The organism is Gottschalkiaceae bacterium SANA (assembly GCA_036323355.1).
Lineage (GTDB): Bacteria > Bacillota > Clostridia > Tissierellales > GPF-1 > GPF-1.
This window is the reverse complement of record AP028876.1, coordinates 2,276,454-2,296,078: the sequence shown is the minus strand read 5'-3', so window position 1 is coordinate 2,296,078 and position 19,625 is coordinate 2,276,454. Positions and strand designations below refer to the sequence as shown.

The window sequence follows — 19,625 nt, the reverse complement described above, 5'->3', positions numbered from 1 at the left end:
AAATGAAAATGGACGATTTATATCGAGGTTATCAATTTGCTGCCAACAAAAACTGGAGCGCGCTTAGTCAAATAATTGAAAAGCGGATGAGTCGATCGGATCAGGATTTAGTGGACGATGGACTAACCGTGTATTTGGCAGGTTTGCTGGCAAGTGGCACCATGGATGCAAATTTCTTGAAAGAGGAAAAGATCGGGAAGATGGTGGATCGGCTGGTAATGGGTGCCATGGAACCCATTCGTGCCGTTTGTTACGATGAAAGCAGTAGCCATCATACCTCAAGTCTTGGCTTGTTTTATGGGAGCTTGCGAAACGTCAATTTGTTTTTAAAACGCGATGATATTCGAAAAAAAATTCGAGAGATGCGGGCCTTTGTCTTTCAACATTTAATCTCTGGTGTAACCCTTGCTTCCGATACCCGAAAGAAAGAAGTTCGCTTCGATACGTTATTGGCATGCGTCCCTTTTGGATTGTTTGAACCGGAAGATCTTGTCTTGGTGGCAGCGGTGAAAGTGTTGGCTCAGAAAATAGAAGAGAACATGGTCTCCGATGAGGAGCGTTTGCTCTTATCTTGGTATTATGTGGAGCAGGGGAGCTTTCAAAGGGCGCGGGATTTGCTCTTTGCTTCATCAAAGGAAGAGGCCTTGTATCCCTTGCTTTCGATGAAATTGGAAGCCTTGGGGCAATTGGAAACACGCTTTATTTTGCATCGACCAGCCGGCAACGGCAATCGGTATGAAGCTTGTTTCGAAGAGCGAAAGCCCCTTCAACCGATGGCGGGGGAGACAATTGTTATTCAAGCGGCGGCAGTTCCCTTGGATCAGTTAGACCCTCTTGTTTTGAATTGGAACGGAAAAGTACTTGCTGGAACACTCGTAGAGGGTGGTTGGCAATTTGAAGTTTCGCCGCAGGCGGCGGATCAGAATTGTGATTATTTCTTGTCATTTGAAAAGCATCCGGAAGTGAAAACAAAAGTATTCCGTGTTCAGATCGGGGAGAAGCGGTGGTTGAAAAACCTAGAAGCCATCGTTCTTGATGGCATCAATACGGCCTACGAAGGCGACGGCATACGATTTATTGCCAATTTAAGTAGTGACGGGTTAGCATGGTCAATTGAAAAGGCGGATATAATTAAAAGTAAAACGAACAGTTTGCCAGGAAATTGGAAAGACATCTGCGAGAAATATACCCTTGAAGTGACAGCGAGTCCCTTTTCCTTTGTTCTCTATGAAAACGGAGAAGAGCGGATGCGGTCAGCAGAAGACGGTGGAGTGTGCCTACACCTAGTTGATGGTCAATTGGTAGGGGCGGAACTTGCGCTTGAGTTGAAGGATGAGAAGATTTATGGCTTGGGCGAGCGATATAACGCGCTGAATCAACGTGGCGAGTTTGTTGACCAGTATGTCTATAACCAATACAAGGGGCAGGGATTGCGTACCTATATTCCAATGCCGCTATTCTATACAACTGGTGGATACGGCATGCAGATCAAGACTGATTATTACTCATGGATAGATTGCGGAAGTCAGTCAGAGAATACCCTGCGCTTGGGTGTAGAAGCAGACGTCATGGAAGGCCTTTTAGTGACGGGTTCGATTCAGGAGCAAGTAAGAAGAATTAATCAAATGAATGGACCAGCCGAGATGGTGCCGACTTGGGCATTGGGACCGTGGATGTCTAGTAACAATTGGGACAGTGAGGCGGAAGTACGCAAACAGGTGGAATTGACGAAAAAACATGGCATTCCGTCTACCGTTTTGGTGATTGAAGCATGGAGTGATGAAGCTACTTTTTACATTTTCAACGATGCGGTTTATGAAGAAAAACCAGAGGGGGGTATTCTTCAATATGATGACTTTTCTTTTCCGGAATGGGGTCGTTGGCCAGATCCAAAGGGAATGGTAGAATATCTCCATGAAAATGATTTGAAATGTATTTTATGGCAAATTCCGGTTATCAAGCAGATTACGAGCCTTCAACATCGACAAAAAATCATGGATGAAGCCTATTTTATCAAACAAGGTTTTGCGGTGAAGAATCCAGATGGCAGTCCGTATCGGATGCCAGAAGGGTGGTTTAAAGATAGTTTGTTGATGGACTTTAGCCATGAAAAGGCAAACAAATGGTGGTTCGATCAGCGGCAGTATTTGATTGATGATTTGTGTGTTGATGGTTTTAAAACCGACGGTGGAGAGTTCGTTTTTGGCTATGATTTGGAATTCGCCGACGGACGAACCGGACGACAAATGCGGAACGCTTATCCCAATGAGTATGTGGAATCTTATTATCGATTTGCCCAGCAAAACAAAGGAATCACCTTCTCACGTGCCGGATACACCGGTGCTCAGCGATTCCCAGCCCATTGGGCAGGAGATGAGCGTTCTACTTTTGGCGCTTTTAGAAGGAGTCTTCTGGCAGGGCTTTCTGCAGGACTTTCTGGAGTGATTTTCTGGGGATGGGATTTGGGTGGATTCAGCGGAGAAGTGCCGACAGCGGAATTGTTTATTCGGTCCACGCAGATGGCTGCCTTTTGTCCAATTATGCAATATCATGCCGAGAGTAAGGCTGAGTTGAATCAAGATCGAACACCATGGAATATTGCAGAGCGGTCTGGCGATGAGCGTGCGATCTCGGTATATCGTTATTTCGCGAACCTGCGCATGAGTTTGTTGCCATATATCGAACAAGAGGCAAAGTATGCAGTTGAGTCAGGTCAACCCTTGATGAGGCCTCTGGTGCTTGATTACCAAGGGGATAAACAGACCCATGAGATATGGGATGAGTACCTTTTTGGAAGAAGCATGCTGGTGGCGCCAATTGTTGAGGAAGGTGCACGGAGCCGTTCTGTTTACCTACCGAAAGGGCGTTGGTTTGAACTTTTTGAAGAGCGATGGTTCCAAGGGGAAACTTGGATCGATGTTGAGGTTCCATTGGAGCAGATTCCGGTCTTTGTCAAAGAAAACACGGTGCTGGCAGTGAATATGCCTCAATCGGGTGTATTGGGAGATCCAATGCCATCAAACACAGATCAATTTGATAACCTTGTGCATATTGTGATTGGGGAAAAAGATACAGCAAAATAAAGTTTGGAGAGGGAGTAAGACTTAGATTTTAAGTTTTACTCTCTTTTTTTGATTCTTTAGACTTTCGTATAAACAGAATATCCAGTAAATGATCTATATGCGTTGAAAACGTTATCTTGTGGGCATAATCTCTTGAAAATACGGCAATCAGTACTTAAACAAAAGGACAAAGATTATACAAGTGTTTGTTCTTTTTGTTTTTTTGTTTATAGCATAGTTTTTGGCATATGCCTATAATAAAAGTAGGCGGAGACGTCAATAAAATAAGAGAAGGAGACAAGTATGGATTTTACAACATTAATTTTTGCATTTTTTGCCGGTATTTTTGCTTCAGCAATTGGACCACTCATGACCTTTGTATTTTGTGGAATTTTTGGAATCGTCGGTGTTGCTGCTGTAGCGGCTGGTGCGCAAGTTGACATCTTAGGAACTTTTGCTTTTGGGATTTGGTTTGGCCCGCATGTGGCATTTGCTGGTGCTGTTGCAGCCTTGTCCTATGCGCAGAAACGGGGTTACATCGAATCTGGTCGTGATATCACATTGCCAATGATGAATATGAAAAAGCCTGATGTTTTGATTGTCGGTGGATTATTTGGAGCAATGGGTTATGTGACGAATGCCTTGGTTGGAATGGCACTACCTGGGAAAATTGATACAATTGCCGCTTCTATCGTGATTACATCGGTACTTGCTAAATTGCTATTTGACAATAGCGGATTATTTGGAAAAGTTGACGAAGAAGACCAAAAACTTGGGGGCCGTTATAGTATTTTTGCAAAGAATAACTGGGTTCCCTATATGGCGACACCACCAATGTTGTTAACACTTGCTCTTGGGATCGGTGGTTTATCAGCTTATACGGTCAAGATGTTGTTGGCTACATCGATTGCTGGTCTGGCAGCACCGCTGATGTTCTTGATCTGTGCAGTCCCTCTTGCTTTATTCTATGTAGGTCTGCCCGTTCCCGTAACCCATCATATTGCTATTGGTGCTGGATATGCGGTATTTGCCAGTGGCGGTAATCTTTTTTGGGGATTTGCCGGAGCGATTATTGGTGCATTTGCGGGTGAATTTTTCGCACGACTTTGGCTGGTCTATGGGAAAACACATATCGATCCGCCAGCTTGTTCAGTAGCCGTTACCTCACTCTTGATGTTGGGGATCTTGCCGGCATTGAATTTCTATGAAGTAGATCCAATGATCACACCGAGTGTGATTGTTGCAGCAGCTGTTATTTATTCTGTATACAGCTGGGGGCGATTGGAAAAAGCGACGGAAAGCGAAGCAAAAGCAGAAGCAAAAGCTGTCGCCAAGTAAGAACAAAGGAGCAAACAGATGGAAAAAAAATATCGACCTCTTCAGAATCGAGTAACTTTGGTAACTGGAGCAGGTGGCGGAATTGGACAAAAAATTTGTCAGGAATTTGCACAACTGGGCTCACATGTGTATATGTGTGATATTGCAAATACCCAGGAAATTGCAGATCAGATTTATGCGGAAGTTGGTGGAATTCGACCGACACCAGTTCAATGCGACTTGTCAAAAAAAGAAGAGATTATGAATATGATGGATCAAATTCATAAGCAAGGTCACGGCGTTGACATTTTAATTAATAATGCAGCAATCAAGGGTCCTGCCGGTAAACAAAGTTTTCCGGAAATGGAGGTTGAGGGATTCAAGTTAACGATTGCTATCGATTTGTCGGCAGCTGTGCATTTAACCCTTTTATCATTGCCACATATGCGCCAACAAAAATGGGGACGTATTTTATTTACCGCTGCACCCCTTTCCTCTTCTGGAATTCCAGCACCGTATTTAGCCGGAAAGGCTGGATTTGTGGGATTGTCTAAGCATTTGGCTTATAAGTACAAGGCGGATCATATTAAAACCTTTGCTTTGGCTTTAAGGCATACAGAAACCCCAATGATTCGAAGGGTGATTGCCAGCAAGGGTATCGACGTGGATGAAGGACTTCGAAAAATGCATGCGAAATCCTTGACGGGTCGAATGACAAACCCTGCTGAAATTGCAAAACTATTTGCCTATTTTGCCGTGACAGAAAATCCTGATATCACAGGAGTTTCGCTATTGTCAGATGGCGGAATTACATACTTACGATAGGGGGTGAAATGAATGGACGCATATTTTTCTGATCATAAGGACAAGCGATGTCTAATGCTTGGGGGAAATGATTTTATTGGATCCAAAGTCATCGATTTTTGCACAGAAACAGGTATTCATATGGGGATCATTGATTTGGAAACTCATAAGAGCAAGGCTTTGGAAGAAATGTTTGGTCCTAGCTATCAATGCATAGATTCTGGAAATCAAGTATCAATGGAAAATGTAGTGGATCAAATCATCACTGAAATGGGCGATATTGACTATATCGTGTGCAATTATTATTTGGACCAACTTCGACAAGAGATGAAAAACCAAGATGAGTCTTGTTTGAAGTGGGAAGAAGTTCTGCAAGACTGGGGTTTAAACTACTTCTTATTGCTAAAGACGATTGTAGCCCGATTTGACGATGATAAAAAAAGGAAAATTGTCTTTTTCAATAGCGCACGTGGCTATACGGGCGAAGGAGAAGGGGAAGGGCAATTGATTGCAGAAGGAAGTATTGTTGAGGCTGCTTGTGCAAGCGGAGTTACAGGTATGATGACTTCCATAGCACGAAGCATTATTCCAAAAGGATACGCTGTTAATGGAATTGCTTTGGGTGAAGATTATAAGGAAAAATGGGGCCACATTGAGTGGGCAATGAACTTATGGCTAACGGGCATTGGCGAGTACTCATGCGGAGAAACATATCGTGTGTATTAGCAGTTTAAGGAGAGAGAAAAATGGCAATGACATTAACAAAAGAACAGAGAAAAGAGATTTTGAAGGAATGGAAGATCAATACGCTTTCTAAAGACAAGCAGATTGTTGCACTTTATGAAAAGGTGAGAGACATTCCTTTTGGGTCCATTGGTTCACGTGATCCCTACAAAGTTTATCAGGCTAACAAAGGAACTTGTTCAGGTAAGAATTTCTTGATCAAAGAGCTGTTCAATGAAATTGGTGTAGCAACTAAGGACATGATCTGCTTGCAGAGATGGAAGGATTTAACCTGGTATCCGGATGACGAATACAATGTTGTAGAGCTTCCCGATCATTTAATGAAACTATTTGAGAACAATGAGATCGTTGACTTTCACAATTACGTAAAGATTTATGTTGATGACAAATGGGTGCAGTTGGATGTAACGATCGATGCTCCGCTAAAGGCTTTGGGATTTCATGTTGTTGAAAATTGGGATGGAAAATCAGATATGCCATTGTGCTTTGTCGGTACCCATAAGGTTTGGGATTGCGGAGATGAAGGGCATCTCAAAAAAATCGAATTCACTAATATGATGCCGGATGGTATTGAAGACGCACGCAAATATTTCTTGAAAAGCTTAACGAGTTGGATTGATGAATGGAGAGCCAATCAATAAGTTTTTCCATAACTAGCCAGGATTTGAAAGGAGAACTTCATGGGAAAAAGATATATATTAGTCAATGATATGGGAACCACTGGGAACAAGGCCTTGTTGTTGGATGAAAATTTGAATAATGTGTCTTCTGTTAGTGAAACCTATGAAACGTATTATCCAAAACCAAACTGGTCAAGTCAAAAAATTTCAGAAGTAAATGAAGTTGTTATTCATTGCATGAAGGAAGTCATTAAGAAAAGTGGTATTGATCCAAAGGATATTGCAGTTATTTCCTTTAGTAATCAAATGATGACCATGATTCCGGTTGATCAAGGCGGAAAGGTGTTGTTGGATGAAGTCGGTATTTGGTGCGATATGCGTCAAGGCGAGCAAGCCAAACGACTGATGGAGAAGCTTGGCGGCAATGATGAGTATTACAAAATTACAGGTGTGGGTTGGCAACCAGAATTAGCACCAATTTGTAAAATCATGTGGTACAAAGACAATATGCCGGATATCTATGAAAATACATATAAGTTCCTCCAATACAAAGAGGTTATTTCTCATCGATTAACAGGGGTGATGGCAACCGAGTATGGTGACATGTCTATGAACGGCATGATGAACTGTGCCGAGAAACGACTGTCCAAGCGAATCTTTGATGCAGCGGAAGTCGATATGGACAAAATTCCTGATATTTTAAACTCTGACGACGTGATTGGAACCGTATCGAAAGAAGCGGCAGCAGTCTATGGTGTTGCAGAGGGAACGCCGGTTACACTGGGTTCTGGTGATGTAATTTGTGCAAATATTGGTGCCGGTGTTATCAAGCCAGGTATGGGATATACCTGTATAGGTTCTGCTAACTGGTCAGCCGTTTTTGCTGATGAGCCATCTCTTGATCCGCGATACAAAATGAACTGCAACACCATGCAGCCAACGGGTGGTTATAACCTGGTTATGATTACAGCAGCTGGTGGTATTGCTCAAGACTGGTTTAAAGATGGTTTCTACACCGCAGATCAGAGCGAGGGTTCCTCGGAATACGAGGCCAGCGTTTATAAAAAAATGACAGAAGATACCATGCGAGTAGCGCCAGGAGCTGACGGCTTGTTGTTTTATCCATACCTTCGCGGTGGTGGAGCCCCTCATTTTGATATGAATGCGAGAGGTAGTTTTGTTGGCTTGGATATTGCCCATACAAGGGGTCATATGCTCCGGGCAATCTATGAGGGTGTTTGCTTTAACATGCACTGGCTATATGATCTGTATGAAGAATTGGGCTTTGGTATTTATAACTTAGATACAATTCGTGCCATTGGCGGTGGCGTACAAAATGATCTTTGGATGCAGACCTATGCAGATGTAAATGGGATGAAGTTTAGTCGCTTGACTTCACCACAGCAATCGACCGCTTTGGGTGCAGCCATTATTGGTGGTGTTGGTGTTGGTATATGGGACAACTATGAAGAGGCGACAAACAAGATTGCCATTGACAAAGAATTCTTGCCGAATAAGAAAACGACTGGTGAGTATCAAGATCTTTATAAGATTTATAGAGAAACTTATGAAGAAATTTATCCCTTCTATGCAAAGCGAAGTCAATTTGTTGATCAATATACAAAATAGTCAAAGAAAACAACCCCACGATTTAGTTCGTGGGGTTGTTTTACATTATACTTATTTAAAACTGCATTTGCTGTCATTGTACTTGTAAAGTTTTGTAATCGCATCTGGCGTGTTTTTCACATTGAACTTGCTGTAGATCTCATGTTTGTGGTACTTGATGGTCTGAATGGAATAATTCAAATCTTTAGCAATTTCCGCTTCTGTTTTCCCATTGGCCAAGAGTGATAAGATGCGCAGTTGAAGCTTACTCAACATATTTTTATGTTTTCTACACTGGAATAAATGCAGTTTGTACATCATGGCATTGGAAAGAAGATCCAATAAAAATCTCAACTCATTAATAGACTCTTTGTCGGTGGTCATAATTTTAAGAAAGCCGATGGATTCACCAGACATTTTAAGGGGAATCGCACTAGAATAGAAATCTCTTAAGAAGACGCAAAAATGCTGATGGGCATCCAAATAGACGGGAAGATCTTTTTCAGCGGCTAAGTTGACCGCATTGACACCAACACTGCTTGCCGTAAAAGAAGCACCGACGATCAGGGATTTGTCATCCAGTATTTTTTTCTCGTCTGTATAGTTTGCGCTGGAAATTAGATTGAGTTTTTTATCAAAGAGCATAAACATGTAACTGTGACAGCATTTCAAACTGAATAATTCATAAGTACATTCATTGAAAATGGAGATCAGTTCTTCTTCATGTTCAAGAATTGTTTCGAGATCAGCCTGATTCATTTGAACCAGGGGCTCCTTAATGTATGGGCTTAAGGCATCATGTATGCTTGCATCCCATGCCGCAAGAATATCTTTTTGAATGGGTATAAATTCAATCATAAAAGCTCCTCTGCAATCCACTTCTCTTTGAATACATAAGTCTAAACATACTCACATCTATATTTTATCAAAGTTTGAAAGAAAAGCATACAAGGAAGTATACGATTATTTTGCTGAGTTATTTTAATATATCACTATGGTTGATGATAAGGGTGCTGTAAAGGAAAAAGACGTCGCTTCCCTCGAAGTCGACAAAGTCGCCAATGAGTTCGCGGCTGACATAACGCAAATCGATGAGCGTGATTTTTTGATACTCCTCGATTAGCAAGGGAGCAAGGCTGCTGGCGAAAGAGTCTCGGAAAATGATCAATTCCTTATCCGTTTTGCTATCTGGGTTTTCTATGGTGACTAGTGGTGTGCTGCCCGAGAGAAAAACATCATAAGAATCCAATTGGCCAAGTTTTTGTTCGTCGTAGACACCTGGGGCTTGATCCGGGTCACCCGTATACTCAACATTCTTTACAATGGCATTTAAGCTAGCCTTGGTCACACGGTACTCAATGGTGTCTGGTGCAAGATTCAAGGCGGACTGTCCATAATAGGCACCATAGAAGGGCGCGAAGCGTTTGACAGTGGTTGCAATACTTGAAAAGTCGGTCTCCAATTCCATTTCTTGGCGTAATCGTTCCAAGACTCCATCCAGGTTTTCTTGTTTCCAGTGAGGATCTGTGTGGTAGTAATCCGTAAGGCTCAAGGCATCTTTTAGATCAATAAGGGTCATGCCTTTAATGGAATCATGTAGAAGCGCTTCCAATTTCTGATAATCCATGGAGAGAAAGTCGGAGCTTGATTGAACATAGTAATTCTTGTCTGGGATCATGGCGAAATATACCTGGCAGTCCTCCAGATACATGTCTGTGAGGGTGTTGATATAGGATGAAAAACGGACCACACTTTCCTCGTTTAAGGGATACTCGAGTTTAAAGGCATCATCTCCGCGCACCACAATGTCGTTGTTATCGTTTTTGTGAAGGATTGTATTTTCAACGCGTGCTTTTAGTCTTCGAAACTGATCGCGCAAAATAAACTGATCCAGAGCTGCTTCATCAAAGTCCCCTAAAAAGTCACCCGTGAGAAGTTTTTTCATTTTGAGATCTTCAAATTGATGGAGTTCTCTGCGTTCAGCTAAAGAAACCATCGTGGGTGGGGTAAGCACGTTGAGTATGGCAATGGAGAATAAAAGAATCATAAATGAGAATACTATAATTTTATTTTTCATCATTAAAACCTAAAATACAAGAATGGATTAAAGGATGAATCCACCAAGTACCCTGTGACCAATAAGAGTAGAGACAAGAGCAATACGGGTTCTAATCCGTTGATAATTTTTTCGCTTGTTTTGCTTTGAAGTCCCCGACGAATCAGATCACGCGCAAATGGAGTCGCGCCAATGATCGAGATTCCAAGAATGACGGCATAGCTTCTTAAAAAATAGATCGATTCAGCATTGAAAATTGGAATCGAAAGTTGCCCGAACATGCCTTTCAGCGAAAGCGTGATCACAGCCAAATCTTCGTTATTGAAGATTACAAAACTGATCACAACGATCAAACAGACATAGACGTGGCGAAGCCAATGAGGGAGCTTGACCAGTACTTGATTTAGAAAGAGTTTTTCAAGTATGAGTATGAGGCCAAAATACAGTCCCCAAATGATAAAATTCCAATTGGCTCCATGCCAAAAACCGGTTAAAAACCATACAATAATAATATTTCTGAACCAGCTGAGATTTGAACCTCGATTGCCACCCAAGGGGATGTACAAGTAGTCTTTGAACCAAGTGCCCAAAGAGATGTGCCAGCGACGCCAGAATTCCGAAATGCTTTTTGAAATATAAGGATAATTAAAGTTCTCTAGGAAATGGAAGCCAAAGATTCGTCCCAAACCAATTGCCATATCGCTGTAGCCAGAAAAATCAAAATAGATTTGCAAGGAGAAGGCAATGGCAGCCATCCAATAGAAGAGGACAGAGGATGATTGGGCGGATACGGAGATTTGATAGAGTTGGCCCAATTGATTGGCAATAAGGACCTTCTTTGCCAAACCAATGACAAATCGTCTGACACCATAAGCAAAGAGATCGAAGGAATGGGTTCTTTCATTAATTTCTTCAGCGATGGTGCGGTATCGTACGATGGGGCCGGCGACCAATTGCGGGAAGAGCGTAATATAGGTTGCTAATCCAAGAGGATTTTTTTGAATACCCGCTTCATTTCGATAGACATCGATGGTGTAACTCATGGTTTGGAAGGTAAAAAAGCTGATGCCCAGTGGAAGCGGCAATTGTAACAAGGCAAAATCTGTTGAAAAAAGCGCATTGATATTTCCAATAAAAAAGTCCGAGTATTTAAAGAAACCTAGAATGGATAAATTGATAATGATGGATGAAATCAATGCTAATTTTGCGGCGGGCCTTCCTCTGTTTTTATCGATAATCAGGCTGTGGGTATAGTCTACGATGGTTGAAAAAATTAAAATGATGGTGTATCTGGGCTCGCCAAAGAAATAGAAGGCCAGACTGCTCAGCAGCAGAACTAGATTCTTATATTTTGCGGGAACCAAAAAATAGAGTGAAAATACAATTGGCAAAAAATAATAGATAAAACTAATGCTTGAAAATAACATAGAGGTCCTTCACTTTCTTAGCGAATCTACAAAAGCGATGAAGTCCCTTTCATACTTAAAACCAGTATGAGGAATCATCGCTTTGTATGATTACCCTTATTCTGCTAGTGCTTTAAAGCTTTCGTGTAGTGTTTCAGCATCATGGCTCATAATCAATACGACAATATCGCCAACATGATCAACAATGACTTCATCGTCTTCTACACCCACGCAAATCCATTTTCGTGGATCGACATTTTCCTTAATCGTGGTTTTCAAGCTTTCAATATCGGCGCCCTCTTCGACTTGAAGAAGAACAAGAGAATGCGCGACCGATGACATCATGGGTTCAGAAGCGATAGCCTTTACATAATTTACATCTGTGTTGCCTAAGAAGTATGCTTCATTTTCTTCATTCAATTCGGTAATCATGGTTTGGGGAAGTTCAAGCTCTGTTCCACCATAAATGTTTTCTACAATTTCTTCGAGGGTACCGGAGATCTTTGGTTCTTCTACAAGAGGAGGTGTTACTTCATCCACTGCTTGTGTTTGGCATCCCGCTAAGCTAAAAATCATTAAACCTGCTACAACTAATAATAAAACTTTTTTCATTTTCTTCTTTTCTCCTTTTATGTGTCTATGTTTTGTTCTCTTGGTAGAGACGGATGCAAAAAGGAAAAGTTTCAAAGTCTGACTATTTTTTCATTGTGTAAGTACCGTTACGAGAATGAAACGTCTTCTAGTGGTATACTTAAAAAAATACTGTTTTAGACCAAGAAATGAGGACAAACAAGTGATCGATGATAAATTGCATACATTTTTATGTGTTGCACAAACCATGAATTTTTCAAAGGCAGCAGAGCTTTTGCATATTACTCAGCCTGCTGTTTCACAACATATTAAGGCCTTAGAAAGCCAATATAGGGTATCTCTTTTTAACGATCGGCGCAAGAATATGAAATTATCGGAGGAAGGGGAGCTACTTTTGGTATATGCCACTGAGATGAATCGTTTACAGCAATCGCTAGCGGTAAAAATGCAAACGATTCAAGAGCGGAACCGAGTCTATCGGGTGGGCGCGACGATGACTATTGGTGGTTATGTGCTACCGAAAATTTTGGGCAAACATAAGCTGTCGCATCCCCAAATTGATATCCAACTAAGCGTGGATAATACAGAGACGGTGATTGAACAGATGATTCGAGGGGATTTGATTCTTGGAATGGTCGAAGGTCCGTTTCCTCAAGAACGGTTCACTTCTGCCTTATATAGAAAGGATGAATTGGTGGTTGCCGTTTCGCCCGAGCATCCCTTTGCAAGCAAGAAGGAGGAGGTTTCTCTTGAACAACTGATGGTGGAGCCCTTGATTTTGCGAGAACAAGGTTCGGGTACTCGGCTTGTGTTCGAGAAGGCGATAGCAGAAGCTGGTTATGCAATAGAAGATGCGAATGTGCATATGGAGATCGGCAATATTCATGCTTTGGTTTCTTTGGTGGAATCAAATCTTGGTGTTACCGTAATTTCACGCGATGCTATTGCGGACTCACTCAAGTCGGAAACGCTCTGTGAAGTTTCGCTTTCTGGAATGCAGATTTTTAGAGAGTATCGGTTTATTTATTTGGATGATCGAATTGCCTTCATTCAGGATTTCATTGCATACTGCAAGAAAGAGTATAAGAATTCGTTATAGATAGATAACAAATCATCATTTTTCATGATATGACACGAGTGGTATACTGACTTCATCTTAAGGAGATGAGGTGACGAAATGAAGAAATGGAATCATGCAGCCGTGGGACTTTTATTCGTCTTGACGCTTTCTATTTTTGCAAAAGAGCTCAGTTTATGGGTGGAACCGTTTCTGCAGATGGAAGCACTGACAATTGCCATTATACTCGGGATTCTGTACAACAATCTAATCGGGACCCAGCAGAATCTGCTAGCCGGTGTAAATTTCGCCTTAAAGAAATTATTGAAGATTGGTATTGTATTGCTTGGATTTAAGTTGAACTTGCAAGTCCTTTGGGCATTGGGACCCAAGATTATCATTCTTGTGGTTACTTATGTTGCGACTGCACTGATGCTGTCATGGCTTGTGGGGAAGATGTTGAAACTGCCGCCTCGTTTGGCAACTTTACTTGGTGTCGGGTCTTGTATTTGTGGCGCGTCAGCAGTGGTTGCCATGGCACCCTGTATTGATGCCGAGGAAGAGGATTCAGTGCTGGCGGTTTCCGTTGTGAGTTTTCTAGGGGCTATTGGCGTCTTGATCTATTCTGCAATTGCAGTTGCTAATGATTCGATTACACCGGTGCAGTATGGTGTTTGGTCGGGACTATCCTTGCATGGGGTCGCCCATGCCATAGCCGCTGCATTTGCCATGGGCGACCAAGCCGGTGAGATTGGAACACTTGTTAAGATGGCGCGGGTCCTGATGTTAGTGCCGGTATCACTTGGTTTAAGTTTTCTCTATAGAAAAGAGGATGGAAAATCAAAGAGAGCAGGATTTCCTTTTTATGTGCTCTATTTTATTTTGGCGGGGATCATCAATACGATGGGTGTTTTGCCTGGGTCAATGGTTGGCTTTTTCGGGCAAATGAGCAATTGGCTGATCTTAATGGCGATGACGGCTATGGGGCTTATGGTTGACGGTAAAAGCCTTGTAAAAAGAGGTGCACATGCTGGAATTGCAGGAATTGTAATATTTGGTATCCTTTCCCTTGGAAGTTATTTGATAATCACGGCTTGGCTGTAAATTCTGGGTATAATTCGTGTTAGAGAAATTTTTGCGGGTATAGAATCAGTGTACATGAATGAAAAGGAGTGATCGAATGACCCCACAATCAGGTAATGCGAACAGCTCAAGTTTTCATCTAAAAACAAAGAATACTTTAAGGGAAAAGGCTAAGAAGCATTACACGGAAGAACGAAGAGAAATGGAACATGAATATGAATCGACTGAACTAGGGATCTTAAAGGCAATGAATGATCGGTATGAGTTCGGTGAGGTAAAGCGAGAACATCACAGGTATATTCTCGAGTTTTTTAATAGAAAGACCAAGGATAAGAAAACTTTTACCCTTGCTTTTGAGGAAAACTATGTGAAGTTGAAACGCTTATGGGAGAATGAAGAAGAGTAATGGATGCGAGTTTTAAACTCGCATCTTTTTTTGATTTCAGTCCATTTGTAGAGGGGACATCGAAAGGGAGGAAGATTCTTTGTAAATTATTGGTTGTTAAATGCTCGGATCTATGGTAGCATACAACTTGTTCCAGAAAATTTATAGAGCTGTATAATCCTTGTAATATGGTCAGGGAGTTTCTACAGGATCACCTAAAATGATCCTACTATGGTGAGAAAACATCCTTTCTTGTAGCGGACAGAAGTTCTGTTGCTATAGGCTTGTTTTGTGTATTTGCTTTTTATTAAGCTGATAATCTCTCCGGTTATCAGCTTTTTTATTTTCAAGGGCAAACTAAGGACAAGAGAGGATGGACAGAATGGATTTATGGAAAGATGTATTGGCGATCTTTAGTGTGATTTTAAATGGATTGCCGCAGGGATTATTGGCACTGTCATTTGGTTTTGCAACGGTGCCTACGGCTTTAGCCTTTGTAGTTGGGGGTGTTGGTAATGCGATTGTGGGTTCAGTTGCTCCAATTTCATTTCAAGCAGAAACAATTACTTTAGCGGGTACCATGGGCAAGAATATGAGAGAGCGCTTATCGATGATCTTTATTGGGGCTGCGATTATGGCGCTTATTGGGATTTTTGGGTTTTTGGAAGATATTGTTGATTTTATTGGTCCAGTAATTACGAGCGGGATGATGGCGGGTGTTGGAATTATGCTGGTGAAAGTATCTGTCGAGATGACTAGAAAGAGTCATTTGGTAGGGATTACTTCCATGGGTTCAGCATTTATTGTCTATATGATGACAAAAGATTTGGTTTATACGATTTCGGTTTCTGTCATAGCATCCAGTATCGTTTATGTTGTTTTGAACAAAGATAAAACTGAATTAAAAGTGGAGAGAGAAAAGTTTGTCTTGCAAAAAATACAAGTGACTCCTGATATTCTACGGGGTGCAATGGCTATGGTATGTTTGAATATTGGGGCAAACATTGCTTTTGGAAATATCACAGGTGCCATTGCTAATACCGATGTAAATATCGATCATTTGGCGGTAATTAGTAGCTTTGCAGATATGGCTTCCTCCTTATTTGGCGGTGGTCCGGTAGAATCAATTATCTCAGCAACGGGAAGCGCACCGCATCCGGTATGGGCGGGAGTTGCCATGATGTTTGTGATGGCTGCAATTTTAGTAAGTGGGTTGTTGCCAAAACTGGGCAAGTATATCCCGAGTGAATCGATAGCGGGATTCTTGTTTGTATTGGGGGCGATTGTAACGGTTCCGATCAATGCAGCAATGGCTTTATCGGGTGATGGATCTTTGATTGGGGGCGTGACCATGGCGGTTACAGCGGTGACGGATCCATTTTTAGGTATGCTGGCTGGCTTGCTTATGAAATTATTTATTGGGGCATAGAGAGGACGAGAAATGAAGAAAACTTACGAACTTCAAGTCGCAGGACTATCGAGAAAGTTGCCGATTATTCAAATTAGCGATTCTTTAGCAATTGCAAGTTTTGTGATTTTGGGAGATACAGAATTGGTATGCGCATCCGCGAAAGTATTGGCGGAGCGGTTGCCAGAGGTTGATGTGCTTGTTACTGCGGAAGCAAAAGGAATTCCTTTGGTGTTTGAGGTATCAAAAATCTTGGGCATGAAGAACTATATTGTAGCGCGCAAGAGCATCAAAGCCTACATGGATAAGCCATTGGTTAATGAAGTAGAATCCATTACAACCAATGAAAAGCAAATGCTATGCTTGGATGGCAATGATGTTGCATTGGTTCAGGGAAAGCGTGTAGCGATTATTGATGATGTGATCAGCACGGGTGAATCCCTTCGTGCAGTAGAAGAGTTGGTGAAAAAAGCAGGCGGCCAAATTGTTGTCAAGGCGGCAATTTTAGCTGAAGGTGATGCGGCAGAGCGAAAAGATATTTTATTTCTTGAGAAATTGCCGCTCTTTCCAATCAAATAAATGAATGGATGAAAAGGACTGCTTGAGCAGTCTTTTTGTTTATGAAAAAGTGAATAGTCTGATATGATGAAATTTTGCCGTGGGACCCTTAAATAGGAATTGACAGAAAGAGCACAAGCTTATATAGTGAATCTTGGTGCCGTCCTTTAGAATTGGGCGGCATTTTAATGAACTTTATTAGGGGGACACCATTGGATAGATTGACAAAGAAAGATGTGTTTTTAGTAGGACTTATGTTATTTTCGATGTTTTTTGGAGCAGGGAATTTAATTTTTCCGCCATTTTTAGGGCAGTTGGCCGGGGAACAAACCTGGATTGCCATGGGTGCTTTTGCAATTACCGCAGTTGGATTTCCAATTCTTGGGGTAGTTGCGGTAGCCAAGTCCGGGGGATTGTCACAATTGGCCAGCCGAGTACATCCCTGGTTTGCAGGAATTTTTATTGTGAGCATCTATTTAGCGATTGGCCCATTTTTGGCTATACCTCGTGCGGGAAGCTTGCCATTTGAGATGGCGGTTGCTCCCTATTTAGCAGAAGGAATTTCGCTTACATTTGCCATGGGGATTTATACAATAGTATTTTTTGCTCTTAATTTCTGGCTCTCGCTTTCACCGGGAGATCTTGTTGATCGGATGGGCAAAGTTTTGACGCCGATTCTTTTGATCTTGATTTTCATTATGTTTGGCGGTGCTTTTTTCAATCCGATTGGCAGCTATGGTACAGCGATTGGCGCTTATAAAGAAGCACCTTTTGTGCAGGGTTTTCTGGATGGATATTTAACACTGGATACTTTGGCGGCATTGGTTTTTGGTGTCATTATTGCCGTTTCAATTCGTGCTAAGGGCATTAAAGATGAAAAGGCAATTGTGTCGGGAACCATTCAAGCGGGAGTCATTGCGGGTGGATTTCTATTTATAATATACGCCATGTTGGCTCATTTGGGAGCCATGGGCGGATCTGAATTTGGATTTGCGGAGAATGGTGCTCAAACCCTTACCTATGTGGTGACAGCGATGTATGGATTTCCAGGCGCTATCCTTCTGGCTGTTATTTTTACCTTGGCATGTATCTCGACAAGTGTCGGGCTAACAGCTGCTTGCAGCCAATATTTCTCTGAGCACACACCACTGTCCTATGGAGTGTGGGTCGGTGTGATCACCTTGATCAGCATGCTTTTGGCTAATATGGGCTTAACCAAAATTTTAGTGGTTTCCATTCCTGTTTTGCTGGCCATGTATCCGATTGCAATCATCTTGATTCTTTTGGGATTAGCGGATCGAGTGATTCAAGGCCATACATTTACCTATCGCTTCACGGTACTTCTCACAGGTATTGTCAGCTTCACTGATGCCTTGGGGCAGAGTGGAATTGAGCTTGGGAAATTCTCTCAAATGATGGCCAAACTTCCGCTTTACGAAAAAGGCTTGGGGTGGGTTTTTCCTGCTTTCTTTGGGATGGCTATTGGCTTAGTGGTCAAGGCAATGCAAAAAAAATGATGCAAGCATGCATTTCTATGAATAGTAATGAGTTTGAGGGACCGATTTGGTTCCTCTTTTTTGTTTGAAGGTAAGTGAGTGAATGGGTATGAAAATCATAGAGAGCGGTTGATTTTATGGGTACGCTTTTAGACGAAGAAACGAAGATGGTAGATTTTTTTATGGCTTTGGATCGCCGTATATTTCTTCCAAAAGCCCTGCATGACCGTGCAGAATAGGATGTGCCCTTGCCCATTGGATTTGGACAAACCATTTCACAGCCAAGCTTGGTGCTTCAGATGACGATCCAACTAGATCTGCACAAGGACCATAAGGTGTTAGAGCTAGCAAGCCTTATGCCTTGATGGAGCAATTGAGCGGGGCGGAAACTTCTCCTGCCAATCGGCACGAGGGTTATACAAAAACTGATGTTGATTACTCGATTGGGGGATGACACATTTTCGGAAAGTGAACTCTTATCGGTGCAATTTGTGGAGTTTGCCGGCGCATATGGGTGGGAAGACTGAAGCCACAGAACTGCGGCTTTTGGGTTATAATGGAAGACATGAGAGAGGGGATGAAAGGATGAAGTTTCGATTGCTTGCATTGGATGTAGAACAATCAGAGAAGGTGAAACTCGCGTATTACACGAGAATTGGACATACCATTGATGATTTCTTTCGAAATGTGATTCTGGGGAAAGCGAAGGGCTATGAAATTAAACTAGGTGCTCAAAGCTTGGGATCTTGCTTTATTACGGATGATGGCGAATTGGTTCAATGGTGGATGGATGAGGAATTCATGCCCATGGCGCAAGCATGGATGTGGCAAATGCTGTTTGAAGAAACTGTGAAATCAGCCTTAGTTTCTACGCGCCAGCCATTGTTTTTGTCATTGTGTTTGGAATTTCAAGAGTCGATTGCGATTGAATCATACCTGTTTGAAAGTCGGGAGAAAAGCGTAAAAGTAGATCCACCTCTGCAAGGGTGTGTATTTGAAGAGGCTACGGAAGAAGAAATGGAGATATGCCAAACAATTTCTAGGGAGCCTTTTGTTGGTTACTATGCGAGTTTACGGGAAAATAGAGGATTATTTGTTGTGAAAACGAAGGGGAAAATTATTGGAACCGGCGAATTGAGAGTGGATGAAAAGATTCCGGGATTTGCGGATCTGGGTATGGTGACCCATCCTAACTTTCGAAAGAGGGGGATTGCGACTTATGTGGTTACCAATTTACTTGTCAAAGCGAAAGAACGGGGACTGCAAGCGAATGCAGCCTGTGAATTTTCAAATATCGGATCGAGGAAGACCTTAGAAAAGGCGGGGATGATGGCAACGCATCGCATGGTGAAAATTCGTTTTTAATCAGTTTGATGAAAGCAAATAATGACCGGAAAATTTTATACTCAGAAACTATAATAAGGATGAAA

General features: G+C 42.0%; 18 protein-coding genes and 1 riboswitch. Of the genes, 14 read left to right on the top strand and 4 right to left on the bottom strand.

The annotated features are described in order from the left end of the window. The first annotated feature begins 2 nt into the window (after positions 1 to 2). The 6 genes from AC25CA_RS10960 (at position 3) to AC25CA_RS10935 (ending at position 8,176) form a co-directional block, all read left to right on the top strand. Complete coding sequence (locus AC25CA_RS10960; RefSeq protein WP_486813863.1) at positions 3 to 3,083, top strand: glycoside hydrolase family 31 protein; 3,081 nt, start codon at positions 3 to 5, stop codon at positions 3,081 to 3,083. A 282-nt stretch (positions 3,084 to 3,365) separates the two neighbouring features. Next, the gene (locus tag AC25CA_RS10955; protein ID WP_486813862.1) at positions 3,366 to 4,400 is read left to right on the top strand and encodes a DUF7973 family transport facilitator; all 1,035 of its coding nucleotides are present in this window, start codon (positions 3,366 to 3,368) and stop codon (positions 4,398 to 4,400) included. An 18-nt stretch (positions 4,401 to 4,418) separates the two neighbouring features. After that, positions 4,419 to 5,204 carry an SDR family NAD(P)-dependent oxidoreductase gene (locus AC25CA_RS10950; RefSeq protein ID WP_486813861.1) on the top strand — a complete coding sequence of 262 codons (786 nt, stop codon included), beginning with the start codon at positions 4,419 to 4,421 and terminating at the stop codon, positions 5,202 to 5,204. Between the two features lie 12 nt (positions 5,205 to 5,216). After that, on the top strand, positions 5,217 to 5,909 hold the full coding sequence (locus AC25CA_RS10945; protein WP_486813860.1) for an SDR family NAD(P)-dependent oxidoreductase: 693 nt from the start codon (positions 5,217 to 5,219) through the stop codon (positions 5,907 to 5,909). Positions 5,910 to 5,929: 20 nt separating this feature from the next. Next, on the top strand, positions 5,930 to 6,568 hold the full coding sequence (locus AC25CA_RS10940) for a hypothetical protein (RefSeq protein ID WP_486813859.1): 639 nt from the start codon (positions 5,930 to 5,932) through the stop codon (positions 6,566 to 6,568). Positions 6,569 to 6,607: 39 nt separating this feature from the next. Next, complete coding sequence (locus AC25CA_RS10935; protein ID WP_486813858.1) at positions 6,608 to 8,176, top strand: xylulokinase; 1,569 nt, start codon at positions 6,608 to 6,610, stop codon at positions 8,174 to 8,176. A gap of 51 nt (positions 8,177 to 8,227) precedes the next feature. Here the strand turns inward: AC25CA_RS10935 and AC25CA_RS10930 are convergent, their stop codons facing one another. The 4 genes from AC25CA_RS10930 to AC25CA_RS10915 all read right to left on the bottom strand — a co-directional run bounded on the left by AC25CA_RS10930 (position 8,228) and on the right by AC25CA_RS10915 (position 12,229). Beyond that, positions 8,228 to 9,013, bottom strand: coding sequence for a helix-turn-helix transcriptional regulator (locus tag AC25CA_RS10930; protein WP_486813857.1), 786 nt, complete (start codon positions 9,011 to 9,013; stop codon positions 8,228 to 8,230). 118 nt (positions 9,014 to 9,131) lie between these two features. Further along, a complete protein-coding gene (locus AC25CA_RS10925; protein WP_486813856.1) occupies positions 9,132 to 10,100 on the bottom strand; it encodes a hypothetical protein in 969 nt (322 codons plus the stop codon). Between the two features lie 134 nt (positions 10,101 to 10,234). Further along, positions 10,235 to 11,638 carry an MBOAT family O-acyltransferase gene (locus AC25CA_RS10920; protein ID WP_486813855.1) on the bottom strand — a complete coding sequence of 468 codons (1,404 nt, stop codon included), beginning with the start codon at positions 11,636 to 11,638 and terminating at the stop codon, positions 10,235 to 10,237. Between the two features lie 96 nt (positions 11,639 to 11,734). Further along, on the bottom strand, positions 11,735 to 12,229 hold the full coding sequence (locus AC25CA_RS10915) for a hypothetical protein (RefSeq protein ID WP_486813854.1): 495 nt from the start codon (positions 12,227 to 12,229) through the stop codon (positions 11,735 to 11,737). 181 nt (positions 12,230 to 12,410) lie between these two features. On the opposite strand from AC25CA_RS10915, the gene AC25CA_RS10910 reads away from it, so the two are divergent. The 8 genes from AC25CA_RS10910 to AC25CA_RS10875 all read left to right on the top strand — a co-directional run bounded on the left by AC25CA_RS10910 (position 12,411) and on the right by AC25CA_RS10875 (position 19,560). Beyond that, positions 12,411 to 13,307, top strand: a complete 897-nt coding sequence (locus tag AC25CA_RS10910; RefSeq protein WP_486813853.1) for a LysR family transcriptional regulator — start codon at positions 12,411 to 12,413, stop codon at positions 13,305 to 13,307. A gap of 78 nt (positions 13,308 to 13,385) precedes the next feature. Continuing rightward, positions 13,386 to 14,369 carry a YeiH family protein gene (locus AC25CA_RS10905; protein ID WP_486813852.1) on the top strand — a complete coding sequence of 328 codons (984 nt, stop codon included), beginning with the start codon at positions 13,386 to 13,388 and terminating at the stop codon, positions 14,367 to 14,369. Between the two features lie 76 nt (positions 14,370 to 14,445). Next, positions 14,446 to 14,754 carry a hypothetical protein gene (locus AC25CA_RS10900; RefSeq protein WP_486813851.1) on the top strand — a complete coding sequence of 103 codons (309 nt, stop codon included), beginning with the start codon at positions 14,446 to 14,448 and terminating at the stop codon, positions 14,752 to 14,754. Between the two features lie 129 nt (positions 14,755 to 14,883). Further along, a riboswitch (purine riboswitch) is annotated at positions 14,884 to 14,985 on the top strand. Between the two features lie 130 nt (positions 14,986 to 15,115). Next, on the top strand, positions 15,116 to 16,162 hold the full coding sequence (locus AC25CA_RS10895; protein ID WP_486813850.1) for an NCS2 family permease: 1,047 nt from the start codon (positions 15,116 to 15,118) through the stop codon (positions 16,160 to 16,162). Between the two features lie 12 nt (positions 16,163 to 16,174). Then, the gene (locus tag AC25CA_RS10890; RefSeq protein WP_486813849.1) at positions 16,175 to 16,720 is read left to right on the top strand and encodes a phosphoribosyltransferase family protein; all 546 of its coding nucleotides are present in this window, start codon (positions 16,175 to 16,177) and stop codon (positions 16,718 to 16,720) included. 191 nt (positions 16,721 to 16,911) lie between these two features. After that, a complete protein-coding gene (brnQ, locus tag AC25CA_RS10885) occupies positions 16,912 to 18,216 on the top strand; it encodes a branched-chain amino acid transport system II carrier protein (protein ID WP_486813848.1) in 1,305 nt (434 codons plus the stop codon). A 221-nt stretch (positions 18,217 to 18,437) separates the two neighbouring features. Further along, positions 18,438 to 18,560: a hypothetical protein gene (locus AC25CA_RS10880; protein ID WP_486813847.1), complete on the top strand. Its 123-nt coding sequence runs from the start codon at positions 18,438 to 18,440 to the stop codon at positions 18,558 to 18,560. 220 nt (positions 18,561 to 18,780) lie between these two features. Continuing rightward, a complete protein-coding gene (locus AC25CA_RS10875; protein WP_486813846.1) occupies positions 18,781 to 19,560 on the top strand; it encodes a GNAT family N-acetyltransferase in 780 nt (259 codons plus the stop codon). Positions 19,561 to 19,625: the final 65 nt, after the last annotated feature.